Annotated in this window: 13 protein-coding genes; 8 read left to right on the forward strand and 5 right to left on the reverse strand. The window is 71.6% G+C overall.

The window, feature by feature from the left end; genetic code table 11:
* Positions 1-54: 54 nt before the first annotated feature.
* Together KHP12_RS00515 and KHP12_RS00520 are read right to left on the reverse strand one after the other, a co-directional pair.
* Complete coding sequence (locus KHP12_RS00515) at positions 55-1,836, reverse strand: ABC transporter ATP-binding protein (protein WP_211831220.1); 1,782 nt, start codon at positions 1,834-1,836, stop codon at positions 55-57.
* Positions 1,833-3,824 carry an ABC transporter transmembrane domain-containing protein gene (locus tag KHP12_RS00520; protein ID WP_211831221.1) on the reverse strand — a complete coding sequence of 664 codons (1,992 nt, stop codon included), beginning with the start codon at positions 3,822-3,824 and terminating at the stop codon, positions 1,833-1,835. The genes KHP12_RS00515 and KHP12_RS00520 overlap by 4 nt, the downstream gene beginning before the upstream one ends.
* A gap of 159 nt (positions 3,825-3,983) precedes the next feature.
* On the opposite strand from KHP12_RS00520, the gene KHP12_RS00525 reads away from it, so the two are divergent.
* A complete protein-coding gene (locus tag KHP12_RS00525; protein ID WP_208653256.1) occupies positions 3,984-4,724 on the forward strand; it encodes a L,D-transpeptidase family protein in 741 nt (246 codons plus the stop codon).
* A gap of 39 nt (positions 4,725-4,763) precedes the next feature.
* Here the strand turns inward: KHP12_RS00525 and KHP12_RS00530 are convergent, their stop codons facing one another.
* Positions 4,764-5,204, reverse strand: a complete 441-nt coding sequence (locus KHP12_RS00530; RefSeq protein WP_037957250.1) for a MarR family winged helix-turn-helix transcriptional regulator — start codon at positions 5,202-5,204, stop codon at positions 4,764-4,766.
* Positions 5,205-5,343: 139 nt separating this feature from the next.
* Here KHP12_RS00530 and KHP12_RS00535 point away from each other — a divergent pair, with 139 nt between their 5' ends.
* Positions 5,344-7,179: an ABC transporter ATP-binding protein gene (locus KHP12_RS00535; protein ID WP_086885846.1), complete on the forward strand. Its 1,836-nt coding sequence runs from the start codon at positions 5,344-5,346 to the stop codon at positions 7,177-7,179.
* A gap of 32 nt (positions 7,180-7,211) precedes the next feature.
* Here KHP12_RS00535 and KHP12_RS00540 read toward each other — a convergent pair whose 3' ends face one another.
* A complete protein-coding gene (locus tag KHP12_RS00540; protein WP_086885845.1) occupies positions 7,212-8,108 on the reverse strand; it encodes an AfsR/SARP family transcriptional regulator in 897 nt (298 codons plus the stop codon).
* 175 nt (positions 8,109-8,283) lie between these two features.
* Positions 8,284-8,481 (reverse strand): hypothetical protein, encoded by a 198-nt coding sequence (locus KHP12_RS00545; protein WP_086885844.1) that lies wholly within the window; start codon positions 8,479-8,481, stop codon positions 8,284-8,286.
* 180 nt (positions 8,482-8,661) lie between these two features.
* On the opposite strand from KHP12_RS00545, the gene KHP12_RS00550 reads away from it, so the two are divergent.
* Genes KHP12_RS00550 through KHP12_RS00575 form a run of 6 tightly spaced genes read left to right on the forward strand, consistent with a single transcriptional unit; the run spans position 8,662 to position 14,722 of the window.
* The gene (locus tag KHP12_RS00550; RefSeq protein WP_037957257.1) at positions 8,662-9,240 is read left to right on the forward strand and encodes a Pvc16 family protein; all 579 of its coding nucleotides are present in this window, start codon (positions 8,662-8,664) and stop codon (positions 9,238-9,240) included.
* On the forward strand, positions 9,237-9,962 hold the full coding sequence (locus KHP12_RS00555) for a carboxypeptidase-like regulatory domain-containing protein (RefSeq protein WP_086885843.1): 726 nt from the start codon (positions 9,237-9,239) through the stop codon (positions 9,960-9,962). Before KHP12_RS00550 ends, KHP12_RS00555 begins: the two co-directional genes overlap by 4 nt.
* 10 nt (positions 9,963-9,972) lie before the next feature.
* Positions 9,973-12,237, forward strand: coding sequence for a phage tail sheath C-terminal domain-containing protein (locus tag KHP12_RS00560; protein ID WP_211831222.1), 2,265 nt, complete (start codon positions 9,973-9,975; stop codon positions 12,235-12,237).
* A 19-nt stretch (positions 12,238-12,256) separates the two neighbouring features.
* The gene (locus KHP12_RS00565) at positions 12,257-12,712 is read left to right on the forward strand and encodes a phage tail protein (RefSeq protein ID WP_037957264.1); all 456 of its coding nucleotides are present in this window, start codon (positions 12,257-12,259) and stop codon (positions 12,710-12,712) included.
* Position 12,713: 1 nt separating this feature from the next.
* Complete coding sequence (locus KHP12_RS00570) at positions 12,714-14,207, forward strand: phage tail sheath family protein (RefSeq protein WP_211831223.1); 1,494 nt, start codon at positions 12,714-12,716, stop codon at positions 14,205-14,207.
* Complete coding sequence (locus KHP12_RS00575) at positions 14,204-14,722, forward strand: phage tail protein (protein ID WP_037957270.1); 519 nt, start codon at positions 14,204-14,206, stop codon at positions 14,720-14,722. Before KHP12_RS00570 ends, KHP12_RS00575 begins: the two co-directional genes overlap by 4 nt.
* Positions 14,723-14,731 lie beyond the last annotated feature (9 nt).

Raw genomic sequence — 14,731 nt, forward strand, 5'->3', positions numbered from 1 at the left:
GGTGATTCCGGAGTGCCTCGGGGTGGCCACGCCGGGGCGCGGCCACCCCTCCTGTCACTGGTGCCAGGAGCGCCACAGCGCGGCGTACGCCCTGTCCGCCGCGACGAGTTCGTCATGGCTGCCCAGCTCGGTGATCCGGCCGCTCTCCACCACGGCGATCACATCCGCGTCATGCGCCGTGTGCAGCCGGTGGGCGATCGCCACCACGGTCCTGCCCTCCAGCACCCGGCCCAGCGACCGCTCCAGATGGCGCGCCGCCCTCGGGTCCAGCAGCGAGGTGGCCTCGTCCAGCACCAGCGTATGCGGATCGGCAAGCACCAGCCGGGCCAGCGCGATCTGCTGCGCCTGCGCGGGGGTGAGCGCGAGACCGCCCGAGCCGACCTCGGTGTCCAGGCCCTCGTCCAGCGCGCGGGCCCAGCCGTCGGCGTCCACCGCGCCCAGCGCCGCCCACAGCTCGGCGTCCTCGGCGTGGGCACGCGCCAGCAGCAGATTGTCCCGCAGCGAGCCCACGAAGACATGGTGCTCCTGGTTGACCAGGGCCACATGCTCCCGGACCCGCTCGGCCGGCATCCGCGCCAGCTCCGCACCGCCCAGGGTCACCCGGCCGGTGCGGGGGGAGTAGATCCCGGCGAGCAGCCGCCCCAGGGTGGACTTCCCCGCCCCGGACGGGCCCACCAACGCCAGCCGCGTCCCCGGGGCCACCTTCATGGACACCTCGTGCAGCACATCGCTGCCCTCGTGGTAGCCGAACCGCACCTCGTCCGCCCGCACCTCACGGCCACCGGGGACCACCCCCTCGTCGGCCGGGCCCTCCTCGATCTCCCGCACCCCCACCAGCCGGGCCAGCGACACCTGCGCGACCTGAAGCTCGTCGTACCAGCGCAGGATCAGCCCGATCGGCTCGACCAGCATCTGCGACAGCAGCGCGCCGGTGGTCAGTTCGCCGATCGACATCCAGCCCCGCATCACACACAGGCCGCCGATCATCAGCACCGAACCGGTGATCAGCGTGTAGCTCACATTGATCACCGGGAAGAGCACCGAGCGCAGCCAGAGGGTGTAGCGCTCCCATGCCGTCCACTGCCGGATGCGCAGCTCGGACTGGGCGATCCGCCGGTCGCCCAGCCGGTGGGCCTCGATGGTCCGCCCGGCGTCCACGCTCTCGGTGAGGGACGCGGACACCGCCGCGTAGCCTGCCGCCTCCGAGCGGTAGGCGCTCGGCGCGCGCCGGAAGTACCACCGGCAGCCGATCACCAGCACCGGAAGCGCCACCAGCACCGCGAGGCCCAGTGGGGGAGCGGTCAGGGTCAGCGCGCCGAGCAGCAGTCCGGTCCACAGCACACCGATGGCGAGCTGCGGCACGGCCTCGCGCATCGCGTTCGCCAGCCGGTCGATATCGGTGGTGATCCGGGACAGCAGATCCCCGGTCCCGGCCCGCTCCAGCACCCCCGGGGGCAGACCCACCGACCGTACGAGAAAGTCCTCCCGCAGATCCGCCAGCATCTGCTCGCCCAGCACCGCCCCGCGCAGCCGCACCAGCCGGACGAACACGGTCTGCACCACCAGCGCCACCGCGAACAGCGCCACGGTGCGCCCGATGTGGAGATCCTTCTCGCCCTGGGAGAGATCCTCGACCACGCCGCCCAGCAGCTGCGGGCCGACCATGGAGGCGAGCACCGCGGTCGCGTTCACGACCATCAGCACGGTGAACGCGGTCCGGTGCCGCCGCAGCAGCTCACGCACATAGGCCCGCACGGTGGTGGGTGTGCCGACCGGCAGCGTCGTCGCCGACTCCGGTGCGGCCGGGTCATAGGCGGGCGGTGCCACGCCGATCATGCCGACTCCTCGATCTGTTCCTCGATCCGCCCGATGTCTTCGCGCGCGATGTCCGCAAGGCCGTGGCCGGTCGGCCCGGTGGACCGTCCGGCACTCCGCGCGGCGGACTCGCCGTCCGTCTCGCGGGTGACGACCGCGCGATACGCCGGGTCGGTGCCCAGCAGCTCGCGGTGGGTGCCCACCCCCGCCGCCTCGCCGTCGGCCAGGAACACCACCCGGTCGGCCCGGTCCAGCACCAGCGGGCTGGAGGTGAACACGATGGTGGTCCGGCCCGTCCGCAGCCGCCGCACCCCGTCGGCGATCCGCGCCTCGGTGTGCGAGTCCACGGCGGAGGTCGGCTCGTCCAGCACCAGCACCTCCGGATCGGTCACCAGCGAGCGGGCCAGCGCCAGCCGCTGCCGTTGGCCGCCCGACAGCGAGCGGCCGCGCTCGGTGATCCGGGCGCGCATGGGGTCGGCGTCACCCTCGTCGGCCGCCGACGCCTGCGCCAGCGCCTCCAGCACATCGCCGCACTGGGCCGCCTCGAGGGCCTTCTCCGCCGAGACCTCCCCGGACCTCGGCACATCCAGCAGCTGGGCGAGCGTCCCCGACAGCAGCACCGGGTCCTTGTCCTGCACCAGCACCGCCGTGCGCGCCGAGGTCAGCGCCACCTCGTTCAGGGCGACCCCGCCCAGCAGCGCCGACGGCGCCCCGCCGTGGTCCCCGTCGCCCGGGCCGCCGTCTGCGGGGTGTCCGCCGAGCCGGTCCGCCAGCCGCCCGGCCGCGTCCGGGTCGCCGCACACCACCGCGGTCAGCACCCCGCTCGGCGCCAGCATCCCGCTCAGCGGGTCGTACAGATCCCCGCCGAGCGGCCCGGTGGCCTCCCGCGCTTCCGCGCGCTCGCCCCCGTCCACGGATGCCGCGGTGGCCGCGGATGCTGCGGTGTCTGCGGTGTCTGTGGTGTCTGCGGTGTCTGTGGTGGCCACGGTGGCCGTACCCTCGCCGTCGGCGGAGGAGCGCCGCAGTGCCAGCACCCGGGCCGCGCGTCGCGCGGAGGGCCGGGAGAAGGAGTACGCCATGGCGATCTCCTCGAAGTGCCGTAGCGGGAAGAGTAGAAAGGTGACCGCGCTGTAGACGGTGACCAGCTCGCCCACCTCGATCCGCCCCTGGCGGGCCAGCGACGTCCCGTACCAGACCACACCGATCAGCAGCAGCCCCGGCAGCGCCACCTGTACGGCCGCGATCAGCGCCCACATCCGCGCGCTGCGCACCGCCGCGACCCGCACCTCCTGCGAGGCGTTCCGGTAGCGGCCCAGGAACAGCTCCTCGCCGCCGATGCCGCGCAGCACCCGCAGCCCGGCCACGGTGTCCGAGGCCAGTTCGGTCGCCCGGCCCGCCTTCTCCCGCTGGTCGTCGGCCCGGCGCGCCGCGCGCGGCAGCAGGGGCAGCACGGCCAGCGCCAGCGCGGGCACACCGACCGCCACCACCACTCCCAGCGCCGGCTGATAGAGCACCAGCGCCACGCAGAGCGCGACGGTGGTGATCGCGGCCGCCGTGAAGCGGGAAAGAGCCTCCACAAACCAGCCGATCTTCTCGACGTCGCCCGTGGAGACGGCGACGACCTCGCCGGCCGCCACCTTCCGGGTGAGCGTGGACCCCAGCTCCACCGCCTTGCGGGCCAGCAGCTGCTGCACCCGTGCCGCCGCCGTGATCCAGTTGGTGACCGCCGCGCGGTGCAGCATGGAGTCCCCCAGCGCGGTGAGCGCGGTGAGTCCCACCATCAGCGCCCCGGCCATCGCGAGCCGGGAGCCGGAGCGGTCCACCACCGCCTGCACACCGAAGCCGATGGCGAGCGGGAAGGACACCAGCGCGGCCATGTGCACCAGACCCCAGAGGGCCGCCTTGACCTGCCCGCCCAGCTGATTCCTGCCCAGCCAGAAGAGAAACCTCGGACCTGACCGCACGTCGGGTCGGCCGGGATCGGGGTACGGAAGATCGCGAATGCGCATGACGTCCCAAGGTCGGGCGGGCGGCGGAGGGAGGGGAGGGCAGGAGACGTGCAAGGCTGACGTTCTCACGGTGCGGAATTCAACTGGTTTTCCCGCGACCGGCCGGAACACGCCAATCCCGCATACTGCACTGTCCTATGGGGGTGGGACCATGGGGACATGCGAATTTCCGGCACGATGTCCATGCGTGCGGCGGCCGCGGCCGCCGCGGCCCTCGTCCTCCTCACGGCCTGCGGCGACGGCGGCGGTGACAGCGGCGGTGACAAGGGCGCGGGCCAGGGCAAACAAGCGCTGCGCAGCGGGGCGCCCACGTCGGATCCCACGCGTATCCCGGATGTGGGGGACAAGCTCCAGTCCCGGATCCCGGACCAGTCCCGTCAGGTCGTGGCGGTCTACGGCAAAGGGGTGAACTCCGGAGACGCGACCGTGGTCCTCTACACCAAGCAGGGCAAGACATGGGAGCGGACGCGCAGTTGGACCGCGCACAACGGCAAGCGCGGCTGGACGACGAGCCATCACGAGGGCGACAAGCGCAGCCCGGTCGGGGTCTACACGCTCAGCGACGCGGGCGGTGTGCTGCCCGACCCCGGCGCCCGGCTGCCGTACACGGCGTCCGGCTCCTTCGCCGCGCCGCACTACTGGCCCAAGTCCCACTGGACGGACTTCAACTACGTCATCGCCATTGACTACAACCGCGTCAAGGGCACCTCGCCGCTGGACCAGACCCGGCCCGAAGGGCAGAGCAAGGGCGGCGGCATCTGGCTGCACATGGACCACGGCAGCGGCACCTCGGCCTGTGTCAGCCTCCCCAAGTCCGGTATGGAGTATCTGCTGAAGAACCTCGACCCCACGCTGCACCCGGTCGTGGTCATGGGGGACAAGGCGCACCTGGCCGCCTGAGCGCGGTACCAAGACGTCGCCGGTGCGGTCGCGCAGAGGTCAGCAGCGGTGGTCCGGGGCGCCGGACAGCGTGTCCAGCAGCTCGCCCAGCACCTCGCGCTGCTGATCGCTGAGCGGCGCCAGGATGTCCTCCGCGGCGGCCCGGCGCGCCTCGCGCAGCGAGCGCAGCGTCGAGCGCCCGGTGTCGGTGAGCTCGACGCGCACCACCCGGCGGTTGGTCGGATCCGGTACGCGGCGCACCGAGCCATGCGCCTCCAGGGCGTCCACCAGCGTCGTCACGGCGCGCGGGACCACCTCCAGGCGCTGGGCCAGGTCCGCCATCCGCGGCGGCTGGTCGTCATGGGCGACGGTGCGCAGCAGGCGGGACTGGGCGGGCGTGATGCCCAGCGGCTCCATATAGCGCTTCTGGGCGCGGTGCAGTCTGCGGGTCAGGCGCAGCAGCTGCTCCGCGAGGAGGCCGGATGTCTCGGACGTGGGCATGATCGCAGTTTATCAGGACCGGGTTCATTGTGAGTATAGGTAACAATGAGCTATGCTCTCAAAATCCGCTCCGACGCGGCCACGGCCCGACCATGCCGTCATCATCCGCGTCGGCTTCCCTGACCCCCAGAAGGAGCCCATGCGCCCCGACACACCTCCGTCATGGACCCCGTCCGCACAGGAGCCCGAGCGGCCCGCCCAGGTGCGCCGCATCCTCCGGCTCTTCCGTCCCTATCGCGGCCGCCTCGCCGTGGTCGGCCTGCTGGTCGCCGCCTCCGCGCTGGTCTCGGTCGCCTCGCCGTTCCTCCTCCGTGAGATCCTCGACACCGCCATCCCCGACGGCCGCACCGGGCTGCTCACCCTGCTCGCCCTCGGCATGATCGCCGCGGCTGTCGTCAACAGCGTCTTCGGCGTTCTCCAGACCCTGATCTCCACCACCGTCGGCCAGCGCGTCATGCACGATCTGCGCACCGCCGTCTACGACCGGCTCCAGCGCATGCCGCTCGCCTTCTTCACCCGGACCCGCACCGGCGAGGTGCAGTCCCGTATCGCCAATGACATCGGCGGTATGCAGGCCACCGTCACCTCCACCGCGACCTCCCTGGTCTCCAACCTCACCAGCGTGGTCGCCAGCGTCGTCGCGATGCTCGCGCTCGACTGGCGGCTGACCGTGGTCTCGCTGCTCCTGCTGCCGGTCTTCGTCTGGATCAGCCGTCGCGTCGGTGCCGAGCGCAAGAAGATCACCTCGCAGCGCCAGAAGCAGATGGCGGCCATGTCCGCGATGGTCACCGAGTCCCTGTCGGTGAGCGGCATCCTGCTCGGCCGCAGCATGGGCCGGTCCGAATCGCTCACCCAGCAGTTCGCCCAGGAGTCCGAGCGCCTCGTGGGCCTGGAAGTCCGCTCCAACATGGCCGGCCGCTGGCGGATGTCCACCATCGGCATCGTCATGGCCGCCATGCCCGCGCTGATCTACTGGGCGGCCGGCATCGCCCTCCAGGCCGGTGGCCCCGCCGTCTCCATCGGGACGCTGGTCGCCTTCGTCTCGCTCCAGCAGGGGCTGCTCCGGCCCACGGTGAGCCTGCTGTCCACCGGTGTGCAGGTGCAGACCTCCCTCGCCCTCTTCGCCCGCATCTTCGAATACCTCGACCTGCCGATCGACATCACCGAGCCCGCCGACCCGGTGCGCCTGGAGAAGGTGCGCGGCGAAGTCCGCTTCGACGGCGTCGACTTCGACTACGACAGCACGCCCCCCGGCCCTTCGAAGGGCGCGTCGAAGGGCACCCTGCGCGGCATCGATCTCACCGTCCCCGCGGGCGGCAGCCTGGCGGTCGTCGGGCCGACCGGCTCCGGCAAGACGACCCTCAGCTATCTGGTGCCCCGGCTCTACGACGTGACCGGCGGCCGGCTGCTGATCGACGGTGTGGACGTGCGCGACCTCGACTTCGACTCCCTCGCGCGGGCCGTCGGCGTCGTCTCCCAGGAGACCTACCTCTTCCACGCCTCCGTCGCCGAGAATCTGCGCTTCGCCAAGCCCGACGCGACCGATGAGGAGATCGTGGCCGCGGCCGAGGCCGCCCAGATCCATGATCACATCGCCTCGCTCCCGGACGGCTATGACACCCTCGTGGGAGAGCGCGGCTATCGCTTCTCCGGTGGGGAGAAGCAGCGTCTGGCCATAGCCCGCACGATTCTGCGCGACCCGCCCGTCCTCATCCTCGACGAAGCCACCAGCGCCCTGGACACCCGCACCGAGCAGGCCGTCCAGGAGGCCATCGACTCCCTCTCGGCCGGCCGCACCACGATCACCATCGCCCACCGGCTCTCCACCGTGCGCGACGCCGACCAGATCGTCGTCCTCGACGGAGGCCGGATCGCCGAGCGGGGCACCCATGAGGAACTGCTGGCCAAGGACGGACGCTACGCCGCACTGGTGCGGCGCGACGCCCATCTGGCGCCGGTGGTCCCCGCCGTCTAGCCCTCTGTGGAACCTCCTGAACGAGCCATGGGTCACGCGGGCACGGTGCCGGCCGGAGCCGAGGTGTCCGTGCCCTGCGCCGGGGTCTGGCTCGCCGGATGGTGGACCTCGCTCGCCGGATGGCAGACGATCCGACGTGTCGGGAGCTCCGGCGCGGCGCCCCCGCTCCCGGAGGGCGTCGGTGTGGCCGCGCCCCCGCTCCCGGAGGGTGCCGGTATGGCGGCGTCCCCGCCCCCGGAGTGAGCCGGCACCAGGTTCCTCAGCGTCTGGGAGGGCTCCAGGCCCAGCTCCTCGAGCAGCACCCGGCGGCATTGCTCGTACTGCCGCAGCGCCGCGCCCCTGTTGCCGGCGGCGAGATGCGCGTTCATGAGGACGCGATGAGCGCTCTCCCGCAGGGGTTCCGCGCGTACGGCGGCGAGTCCGGCGGCGACGGCCTCGCCATGGCGGCCCGCCGCCGTCAGCCGTTCGGTCATCGCCTCCAGGGCATACAGCCGGAGTTCATGGTATTGCTCCTGCTCGACCAGCACCCACTCGTTCTCCGACCACTCCGGTAGGAGATCGGCCGAGAGATCCTCCCGGGTCTGCGCGGTGAGGATGTCATCGCACGGCCGCGACATATCGAGCAGCCGGTGCGCGCGCGTCGCCGCCACGTGGATATCCACGTCGATGTGTTTGCAGATCGCCAGTTCCTGCGCGGAGGCGTCGATGACCTGATGCCCCGTGCGCGTGGCGCGCCATAACGAGGACCGGAGATTGGCGTTGGCGCGGGAGGCCGTGACATCCGGCCACAGCATCCCGGCCACATAGGTCCGGCTGCGTGGCATGTTCTGGAGGGCGAGGAACGCGAGGAGGCGCTGGGCGCTGGAGGATATGGGAACGCGATTCTGATCGACCGACAACGCGAAACTCTTGAGCAGTCTCAACGTCATGACGTGGCCTTCTGCGCTCATCGGCCCCCCGGGGCGATATTGGCTCCAGTGACCCATCCCGCGCGTCCCGTCGGGATGCCCTAAAGCCATGTTACGAGCAGATCATGATCGTGTGTCCGGTCTTCCCGCCAAAGGACGCTATATGGCCGGCCATCACCGGAACGTCGCGGCAACGTCACCCCTCCGGCTCGAGCAACTGGTCGAGCCAGGCGCGCACGGCGGTGAGCACATCGTCGACCGCGCTCACCGCGCAGGGGGCCGTCGGATGCCGGTCCCCGGTGGGCACGATGCGCGCACGGAATCCATCCGGCCTGCCGTCTTCCACCCAGACCCGGAGGATCAGGACACCGGTCCGTTCTGAGGGGATTTCCATGAAAGGACAATATGCTCGTCGGTGTCACCTCGGCGTTGTCGATGTGTGTCCGGGTTCGTCATCGCCGGCCGTGAAAACGGACCGGTGACGTTCGTGTGATGTGCGTATCGCGGTCCGGCCACGCCGGTCCCGGCATCCTCTCGGAGCACGCTTTCGAGCGCGGAGAGGGGGAGCATTGGCATGGGCGACTTCGGCGTCATCGCCGACGTCTCCACGGTCATCGTGGACAGCCTGACCCAGGCCCTGCGCGGGCTCAGCCAGGTGGAACCGCCGATCGCGGAACTCAACGACCTCTCCGAGACGGTCCAGACACCACCGCCCAAACTCACGGTGTTCCTCTACGAGATCGCCGAGGACCCCACCTCGCGCAACCGGCCGCCGGTGCGCTCCCAGCCACCCGACCCACTGACCACCCGCAAGCCGCCGATGGCCCTGCTGCTGCGCTATCTGGTCACTCCCTGGGGCGGTGACCAGGCCACTCAGCACCGGATGCTCGGACGGGCCCTCCAGACGTTCTACGACGACGCGATCCTGGACGGCGCACAGCTGTCCGGCAGCCTGGCGGCGAGCACCGACGCGCTCCACCTCAGCCTCACCCCGCTCACCTTGGACCAGAAGTCCTGGGTCTGGTACGCGATCCAGAAGCCGTACCGGCTGTCGCTCAACTACGAGGTCCGCGTGGTCAACCTGGACTCCGCCGTCGAGACACCGGTCCACCCGGTGCACAGCCGGGTCATCAGCGGGGCGGGGCTGCCATGAGCCGCTTCCTGCCGCTGGAGCGGTCGACGCTCTACAGCCCGGCCTGGTTCATACCCTTCGACGACCACGCCCGGCGGGTGCGCGCCGCCGGGGTCACCGTCCAGCTGGACCGCTACGACGACGGCGACTGGCTGCCGCTGGACGACACGGCGGTGCGCACCCCCAGCGCCGCCTTCGTCTATCCGGGGCTCGGCCGGTGCGCCGAGCCGTGGGCGGCCCGGCCGCGGCGCCACCGGGCCCGCTTCACGGCCCCCGGCTACCAGCCGCTGTACCCGGCCGACGGCCAGCCGTTCTCGGCCGCCCTGGTGGGCGTCGAGTTCCTGGTGCACCCGTACGACGACGGCCACCCGCCGCCGGTGGTGACCGAGCCCCGGCTGGTCCGGCTGCTGCCGAGCGTCTCCTTCCCGTACCCGCCGGGGCTGCGCACGGTGCACGGCGCCGTGGTCGACGCGGCCACGAGGGCGCCGATCGCCAATGCGCTGGTCGAGGCCAGGGGGCAGACCAGCCGGGACCTGACGCCATGGCACGAGCGCACCCTGTCCGACGCCGCGGGCGCCTTCCGGCTGGCCCTGCGGTGGGAGGGCGAGAAGGCCGACGAGCACGCCGTCGAGGAGACATTCCGCCTCCAGGCCACCGAGCGGCCGGGCCGGTCCGGATCGCTGGTCGTGCGGCTGCCCCAGGACATCGAGCGCCGGCACGTCATAGAGATCCGCGAGAGTTAAGGAGCCGTCCATGGCGGAGTATCTGAGCCCCGGGGTCTACATCGAGGAGATCGATGCGGGCCCACGGCCGATCGCGGGGGTGAGCACCAGTACGGCCGGAATGGCCGGGGTCACCGCGCGCGGTCCGTACACCGGCAAGCCCAAACTGGTCACCAACTTCCTGGAGTTCCAGAACACCTTCGGCGGATTCCTCCGCGAGCCGGATCCGCTGATCCGGGACACCTGGGCGAACGACCCGGCGGAAGGCGGCCGTTGGTGGCTGTTCCCGCTGGCCGTCAAGGGGTTCTTCGACAACGGCGGCCAGCGGCTGTACATCAAGCGGGTCGCCAGCAAGCAGGCGAGCCCGTCCTCGGGGGTGCTGGGCCACGGCCTGGTGAGCCCTGTCACCGGCGATGCCGCCAAGGGCGCCACCCGCCTGGAACTCGGCCATCTCATCGGGTTCTCCGGCGTCGGGCAGCAGATCCAGATTCTCCGCGGCGACGACCAGCAGTCGATCCACACCGCCGGTGTCGCCGCCTATGACGCCACCACCCACCGGATCGAGCTGGACGCCCAGCTGCCCGCCGAGGTCAGGGCGGGCCGCGGCGACTACGTCCAGATCGGGGCGCGCAGCGCGGAGCAGACACTGGAGTTCGCCGCCGTCAGCCCCGGCTCATGGGGCGACGCGGTGCAGGTGCGGATCCAGCCGATGGCCTCCGCCGCGCTGCCGGTGCTGCCGGATCCGCAGGAGGGCGGGCTGTTCGTCACCCGGCTGGCCGCGGACGCCGCCGCCGACAGCGAGACGGTCGAGGTCGCCGCGGTGACCGGACTCGACCCCGATGAGCTGCCGTCCGACGTGTGGGTGCAGATCGGCTCGGGCCGCTTCAAGGTCCAGGTCAGCCAGCCGGCGGACGGAAAGGTCACGCTGACCCTGCCGTCCGGCGCCACCCATGAGGCGTGGCGCGGTGGACTGCTGGTGCGCCGGGTGCGCCGGGGCAACACCTCGGCGGGGACAACGCTGCGGGTCGGCGGGGCGAGCCGGCTCTACGAGGGCGCCGTCGTCCAGCTCGACGACGGCACCCATCTGACCATCCGCACCGTCGAATCGGTCGCCGCGGATGTCGTCACCCTCGACGCGAACGTGCCCGGGACGCTGTTCGAGACCGATCGGGTGCAGCTGATCGAGGCGCAGGTGGACGCCAGGTTCACCGATCCGTCCGGGGCCGTGGAGACCGAGACCCACCGCAACCTCCGGCTCACCGGCGACACACCGGCCAACCTGGTGACCACCCTGGCCGGCCGCTCCCGGCTGGTGCGGGCGACCGCGCTGGGCGCCCTGTCCACCGACCCGACGAAGTTCCCCCTGCCCGCCGTCGGATCCTGGCTGACGCTGGGAGACGGGGACGACGCCTACGGGACCCTGAGCGTGGCCGACTTCGTCGGCGAGGACGGCGGCAGCGGCAAGCGCACCGGGATCGCGGCGCTCGAGGACATCGACGAGGTGGCCGTCTGTGCCGTGCCCGGCATGTGGTCCGGGACGGTGGAATCGGCCCTGGTCACCCACTGCGAGCTGCTCAAGGACCGGTTCGCGATCCTCGATCCGCAGGACGGCCTGGACATCGAGGACGTCCAGGCGTTCCGCGAGCGGTTCGACACCAAGTACGCCGCGCTCTACCACCCGTGGCTGGTCACCCGCGACCTGTCGGCGGACCGCGACGTCGAGGTGCCGCCCTCGGGCCACATGGCCGGGATCTACGCGCGTGTCGATGTGGAGCGGGGGGTGCACAAGGCACCGGCCAACGCGGTCATCCGGGGCATCCGGCTGACCGACGGCATCGCCCAGGACATCACCAAGCGCCATCAGGACGTGCTCAACCCCAAGGGCATCAACGCGCTGCGGTTCTTCCCCGGGCTCGGCCACCGGGTCTGGGGCGCGCGCACGCTCTCCTCGGACAGCTCGTGGAAGTACGTCAACGTCCGGCGGCTGTTCCTCTATCTGGAGGAGTCGATCGAGGAGGGCACCCAGTGGGTGGTGTTCGAGCCGAACGACGAGGCGCTGTGGTCCCTGGTCCGCCAGACGGTCACGAACTTCCTCACCACGGTCTGGCGCACCGGCGCACTCGCCGGCACCACCGCCGACGAGGCGTTCTTCGTCGCCTGTGACCGCACCACGATGACCGAGGACGACCTGGCCAACGGCCGGCTCATCTGTGTCATCGGCGTCGCGCCGGTCTTCCCGGCGGAGTTCGTGATCTTCCGGATCCAGCAGAAGACCCGCGAGACCCAACTCGCCTGAGTGCCCGAGGGAGTCCATCATGCCGCCCGTGACCAGGGACGATCCATACGCGTCCTATAACTTCAAGATCTTCGTGTTCAACGTCAGCGACGACGGGCTCGCGGTGAGCGGGTCCTTCACCGAGGCCAGCGGGCTGGAGCTGGAGATCCCGCCGATCGAGTACCGCAACGGCAGCGAGGACATCACCGTCCGCAAGATCCCGGGGCTGAAGAAGTTCACCAACCTCACCTTCAAGCGCGGCATCACCGGCCACGCCGCCTTCTGGAAGTGGGTGGCCGACGCGCTCAACGGCACGGTGAAGCGCACCCACGGCTCCATCGTGCTGTGCGACGAGAACCGCAACGACGTGATGCGCTGGAACTTCGACCGCGGCTGGCCCACCAAGTACACCGGCCCGACGCTCAGCGCCACCAAGAACGAGATCGCCATGGAGACGCTCGTCCTGGCGGTCGAGAAGCTGGAGATCGAAACCTGACATGGCAGGCGAAGCGCTCCCCGGAGTATCCCTCGCGTGTCCGCCACGCGGCTCCGACACCGAGCCGCTGCGCACCGACGTGGCGGCGTTCCTCGGCCGGCTCCGCCGCGGCCCGGTCGGCACTCCCGTGCGCGTGGAGAGCTGGAACGACGTCGTGGGCACCTTCGGGCCGCCGGAGGGCGCCTTCGCCACCCCGTACGCACTGCGCGGCTTCTTCGAGAACGGCGGCCGCACCGCCTGGGTGCTCCGCGTGTCCGGGCCGGCCACCACGGCCCGGACGGCGTGGACGGTCGGGCCGCTGAGCGGATGGGACGCCACGGGCTACCAGGTGGTGGCCACCAGCCCGGGAGCCTGGGCCAACGGCGGGCGCGTCGCCGTCCGTTACCAGGCCAGCACCGTCGCCGGACCGCCCACCGTGGGCGTACGGATCATGATGCCCGGCGAGCCGCCCGAGACCTTTCCCGGGCTGCCGCTCGCCGGCCTGGCCGACCGGCTCACCGGATCCCGCTACATCCGGCTGGTCCCGGACGGGCCGCCACCGCCGCCGGGGCGGCCCGGCCCGATCTCGATGTCCTGGGACCTGACGCTCGCGGGCGGCGCCGACGCCGCGCCCACCCGCGCGGCGTACTCGGACGCCGTGACCGTACAGGCCGAACTGCCGGAACCGGCGCTGGTGGCGCTGCCGGACCTGGGTACGGACCTGTCCGGCGCCGCGCACACCGACATGGTGCTCGAACTGCTGCGGAGCGTGGAGCCGTCGCACGACCGCCTCGCCGTTCTGGACGTGCCGTCCGCGCTGTCCTCCGTGGACCAGGTGGTGGACTGGGTGGGCTCCCTGGCGGCCACCGGCGACAGCCAGTTGCTCGGCTGCGCCGCCGTCTACCACCCGCCGCTGCGCACCCCCGACGGGCAGGACCTGCGCACCGTCCCGGCGTCCGGGCACGTCCTGGGCGTCATCGCGCGCCTCGACGGCGAGCGCGGGGCGCACCACACACCCGCGAACGCCGTGCTTCTGGAGGCGGTCGACCTCGCCACCGAATACCCCGAGCCGCAGCAGGTCCGGCTGTTCGACGCGGGGATCGACCTGATCCGGTGCACCCGGGGGCGAGGGCTGATGGTGTGGGGCGGGCGCACCCTGTCCGCCGACCCGGGCACCCGCTACATCGCCCACCGCAGGCTGGTGCATCTGCTGGTGCGCGCGATCCGGCGGGCGGCGAGCCCGCTGGTGTTCGACGTCAACTCGGCAGAGCTGCGGCTGACGTTGGTACGGGCGCTGACCTCCGTGCTCCTGTCGGCCTTCCGGGCCGGGGCGCTCGCCGGGGCCCGGCCCGAGCAGGCGTTCCGGGTGGTGTGCGACGACACCAACAACCCGCCCGAGCAGGACCCGGGGCACCTGGTCTGCGAGATCGCGGTGGCCCCGGCCGTCCCCATGGAGTTCATCCGGCTGCGTCTCGTACTCGGCCAGGACCGAGGTCTGGAGGTGATCGAGGCGTGAGCCTGGATCCGCTGCCCAAATACCGCTTCCTGGTCACCCTCGACCCCGGCGACGCGTATCTGCCCGCCGCGCAGGCGCTGCTGCTGCCACTGGCCGCCTCCGGCGCGTTCCAGGAGGTCACCGGGCTCGGCGCGCAGCTGGAGGTGACGAGCTACCCGGAGGGCGGGCGCAACGACTCGGTCCACCAACTGCCGCTGCGCCACTCCTGGAACCGGATCACGCTCAAGCGCGGCGTGGTGCGCGACCCGGGGCTGTGGTCCTGGTACCAGGCCGGGCTCGCCGACTCGCTGGGCGCCCGCCGCGACGGCGCGGTGATCGTGCTCGGCCCGGACGGGGCGCCCGGTGCGGCCTGGGCCTTCCACGGCGGGCTCGCCGCCAAGTGGACCGGCCCGGATCTGCACGGGGAGCAGAACGCGATCGCCATCGAGTCGCTGGAGATCGCGCACGAGGGGCTGACGAAGGTCGTGCAGGACGCCGCGGCGAGCGCCTTGCCGCGCCAGATCCAAGGGAGGTGACCGAGGTGC

It is taken from the genome of Streptomyces asiaticus (assembly GCF_018138715.1).
GTDB lineage: Bacteria > Actinomycetota > Actinomycetes > Streptomycetales > Streptomycetaceae > Streptomyces > Streptomyces asiaticus.

Coding starts and splice junctions, on each gene's coding strand:
- KHP12_RS00515 (WP_211831220.1), bottom strand. CDS start 1,836: ATGATCGGCGTGGCACCGCCCGCCTATGACCCGGCCGCACCGGAGTCG.
- KHP12_RS00520 (WP_211831221.1), bottom strand. CDS start 3,824: ATGCGCATTCGCGATCTTCCGTACCCCGATCCCGGCCGACCCGACGTG.
- KHP12_RS00525 (WP_208653256.1), top strand. CDS start 3,984: ATGCGAATTTCCGGCACGATGTCCATGCGTGCGGCGGCCGCGGCCGCC.
- KHP12_RS00530 (WP_037957250.1), bottom strand. CDS start 5,204: ATGCCCACGTCCGAGACATCCGGCCTCCTCGCGGAGCAGCTGCTGCGC.
- KHP12_RS00535 (WP_086885846.1), top strand. CDS start 5,344: ATGCGCCCCGACACACCTCCGTCATGGACCCCGTCCGCACAGGAGCCC.
- KHP12_RS00540 (WP_086885845.1), bottom strand. CDS start 8,108: ATGACGTTGAGACTGCTCAAGAGTTTCGCGTTGTCGGTCGATCAGAAT.
- KHP12_RS00545 (WP_086885844.1), bottom strand. CDS start 8,481: ATGGAAATCCCCTCAGAACGGACCGGTGTCCTGATCCTCCGGGTCTGG.
- KHP12_RS00550 (WP_037957257.1), top strand. CDS start 8,662: ATGGGCGACTTCGGCGTCATCGCCGACGTCTCCACGGTCATCGTGGAC.
- KHP12_RS00555 (WP_086885843.1), top strand. CDS start 9,237: ATGAGCCGCTTCCTGCCGCTGGAGCGGTCGACGCTCTACAGCCCGGCC.
- KHP12_RS00560 (WP_211831222.1), top strand. CDS start 9,973: ATGGCGGAGTATCTGAGCCCCGGGGTCTACATCGAGGAGATCGATGCG.
- KHP12_RS00565 (WP_037957264.1), top strand. CDS start 12,257: ATGCCGCCCGTGACCAGGGACGATCCATACGCGTCCTATAACTTCAAG.
- KHP12_RS00570 (WP_211831223.1), top strand. CDS start 12,714: ATGGCAGGCGAAGCGCTCCCCGGAGTATCCCTCGCGTGTCCGCCACGC.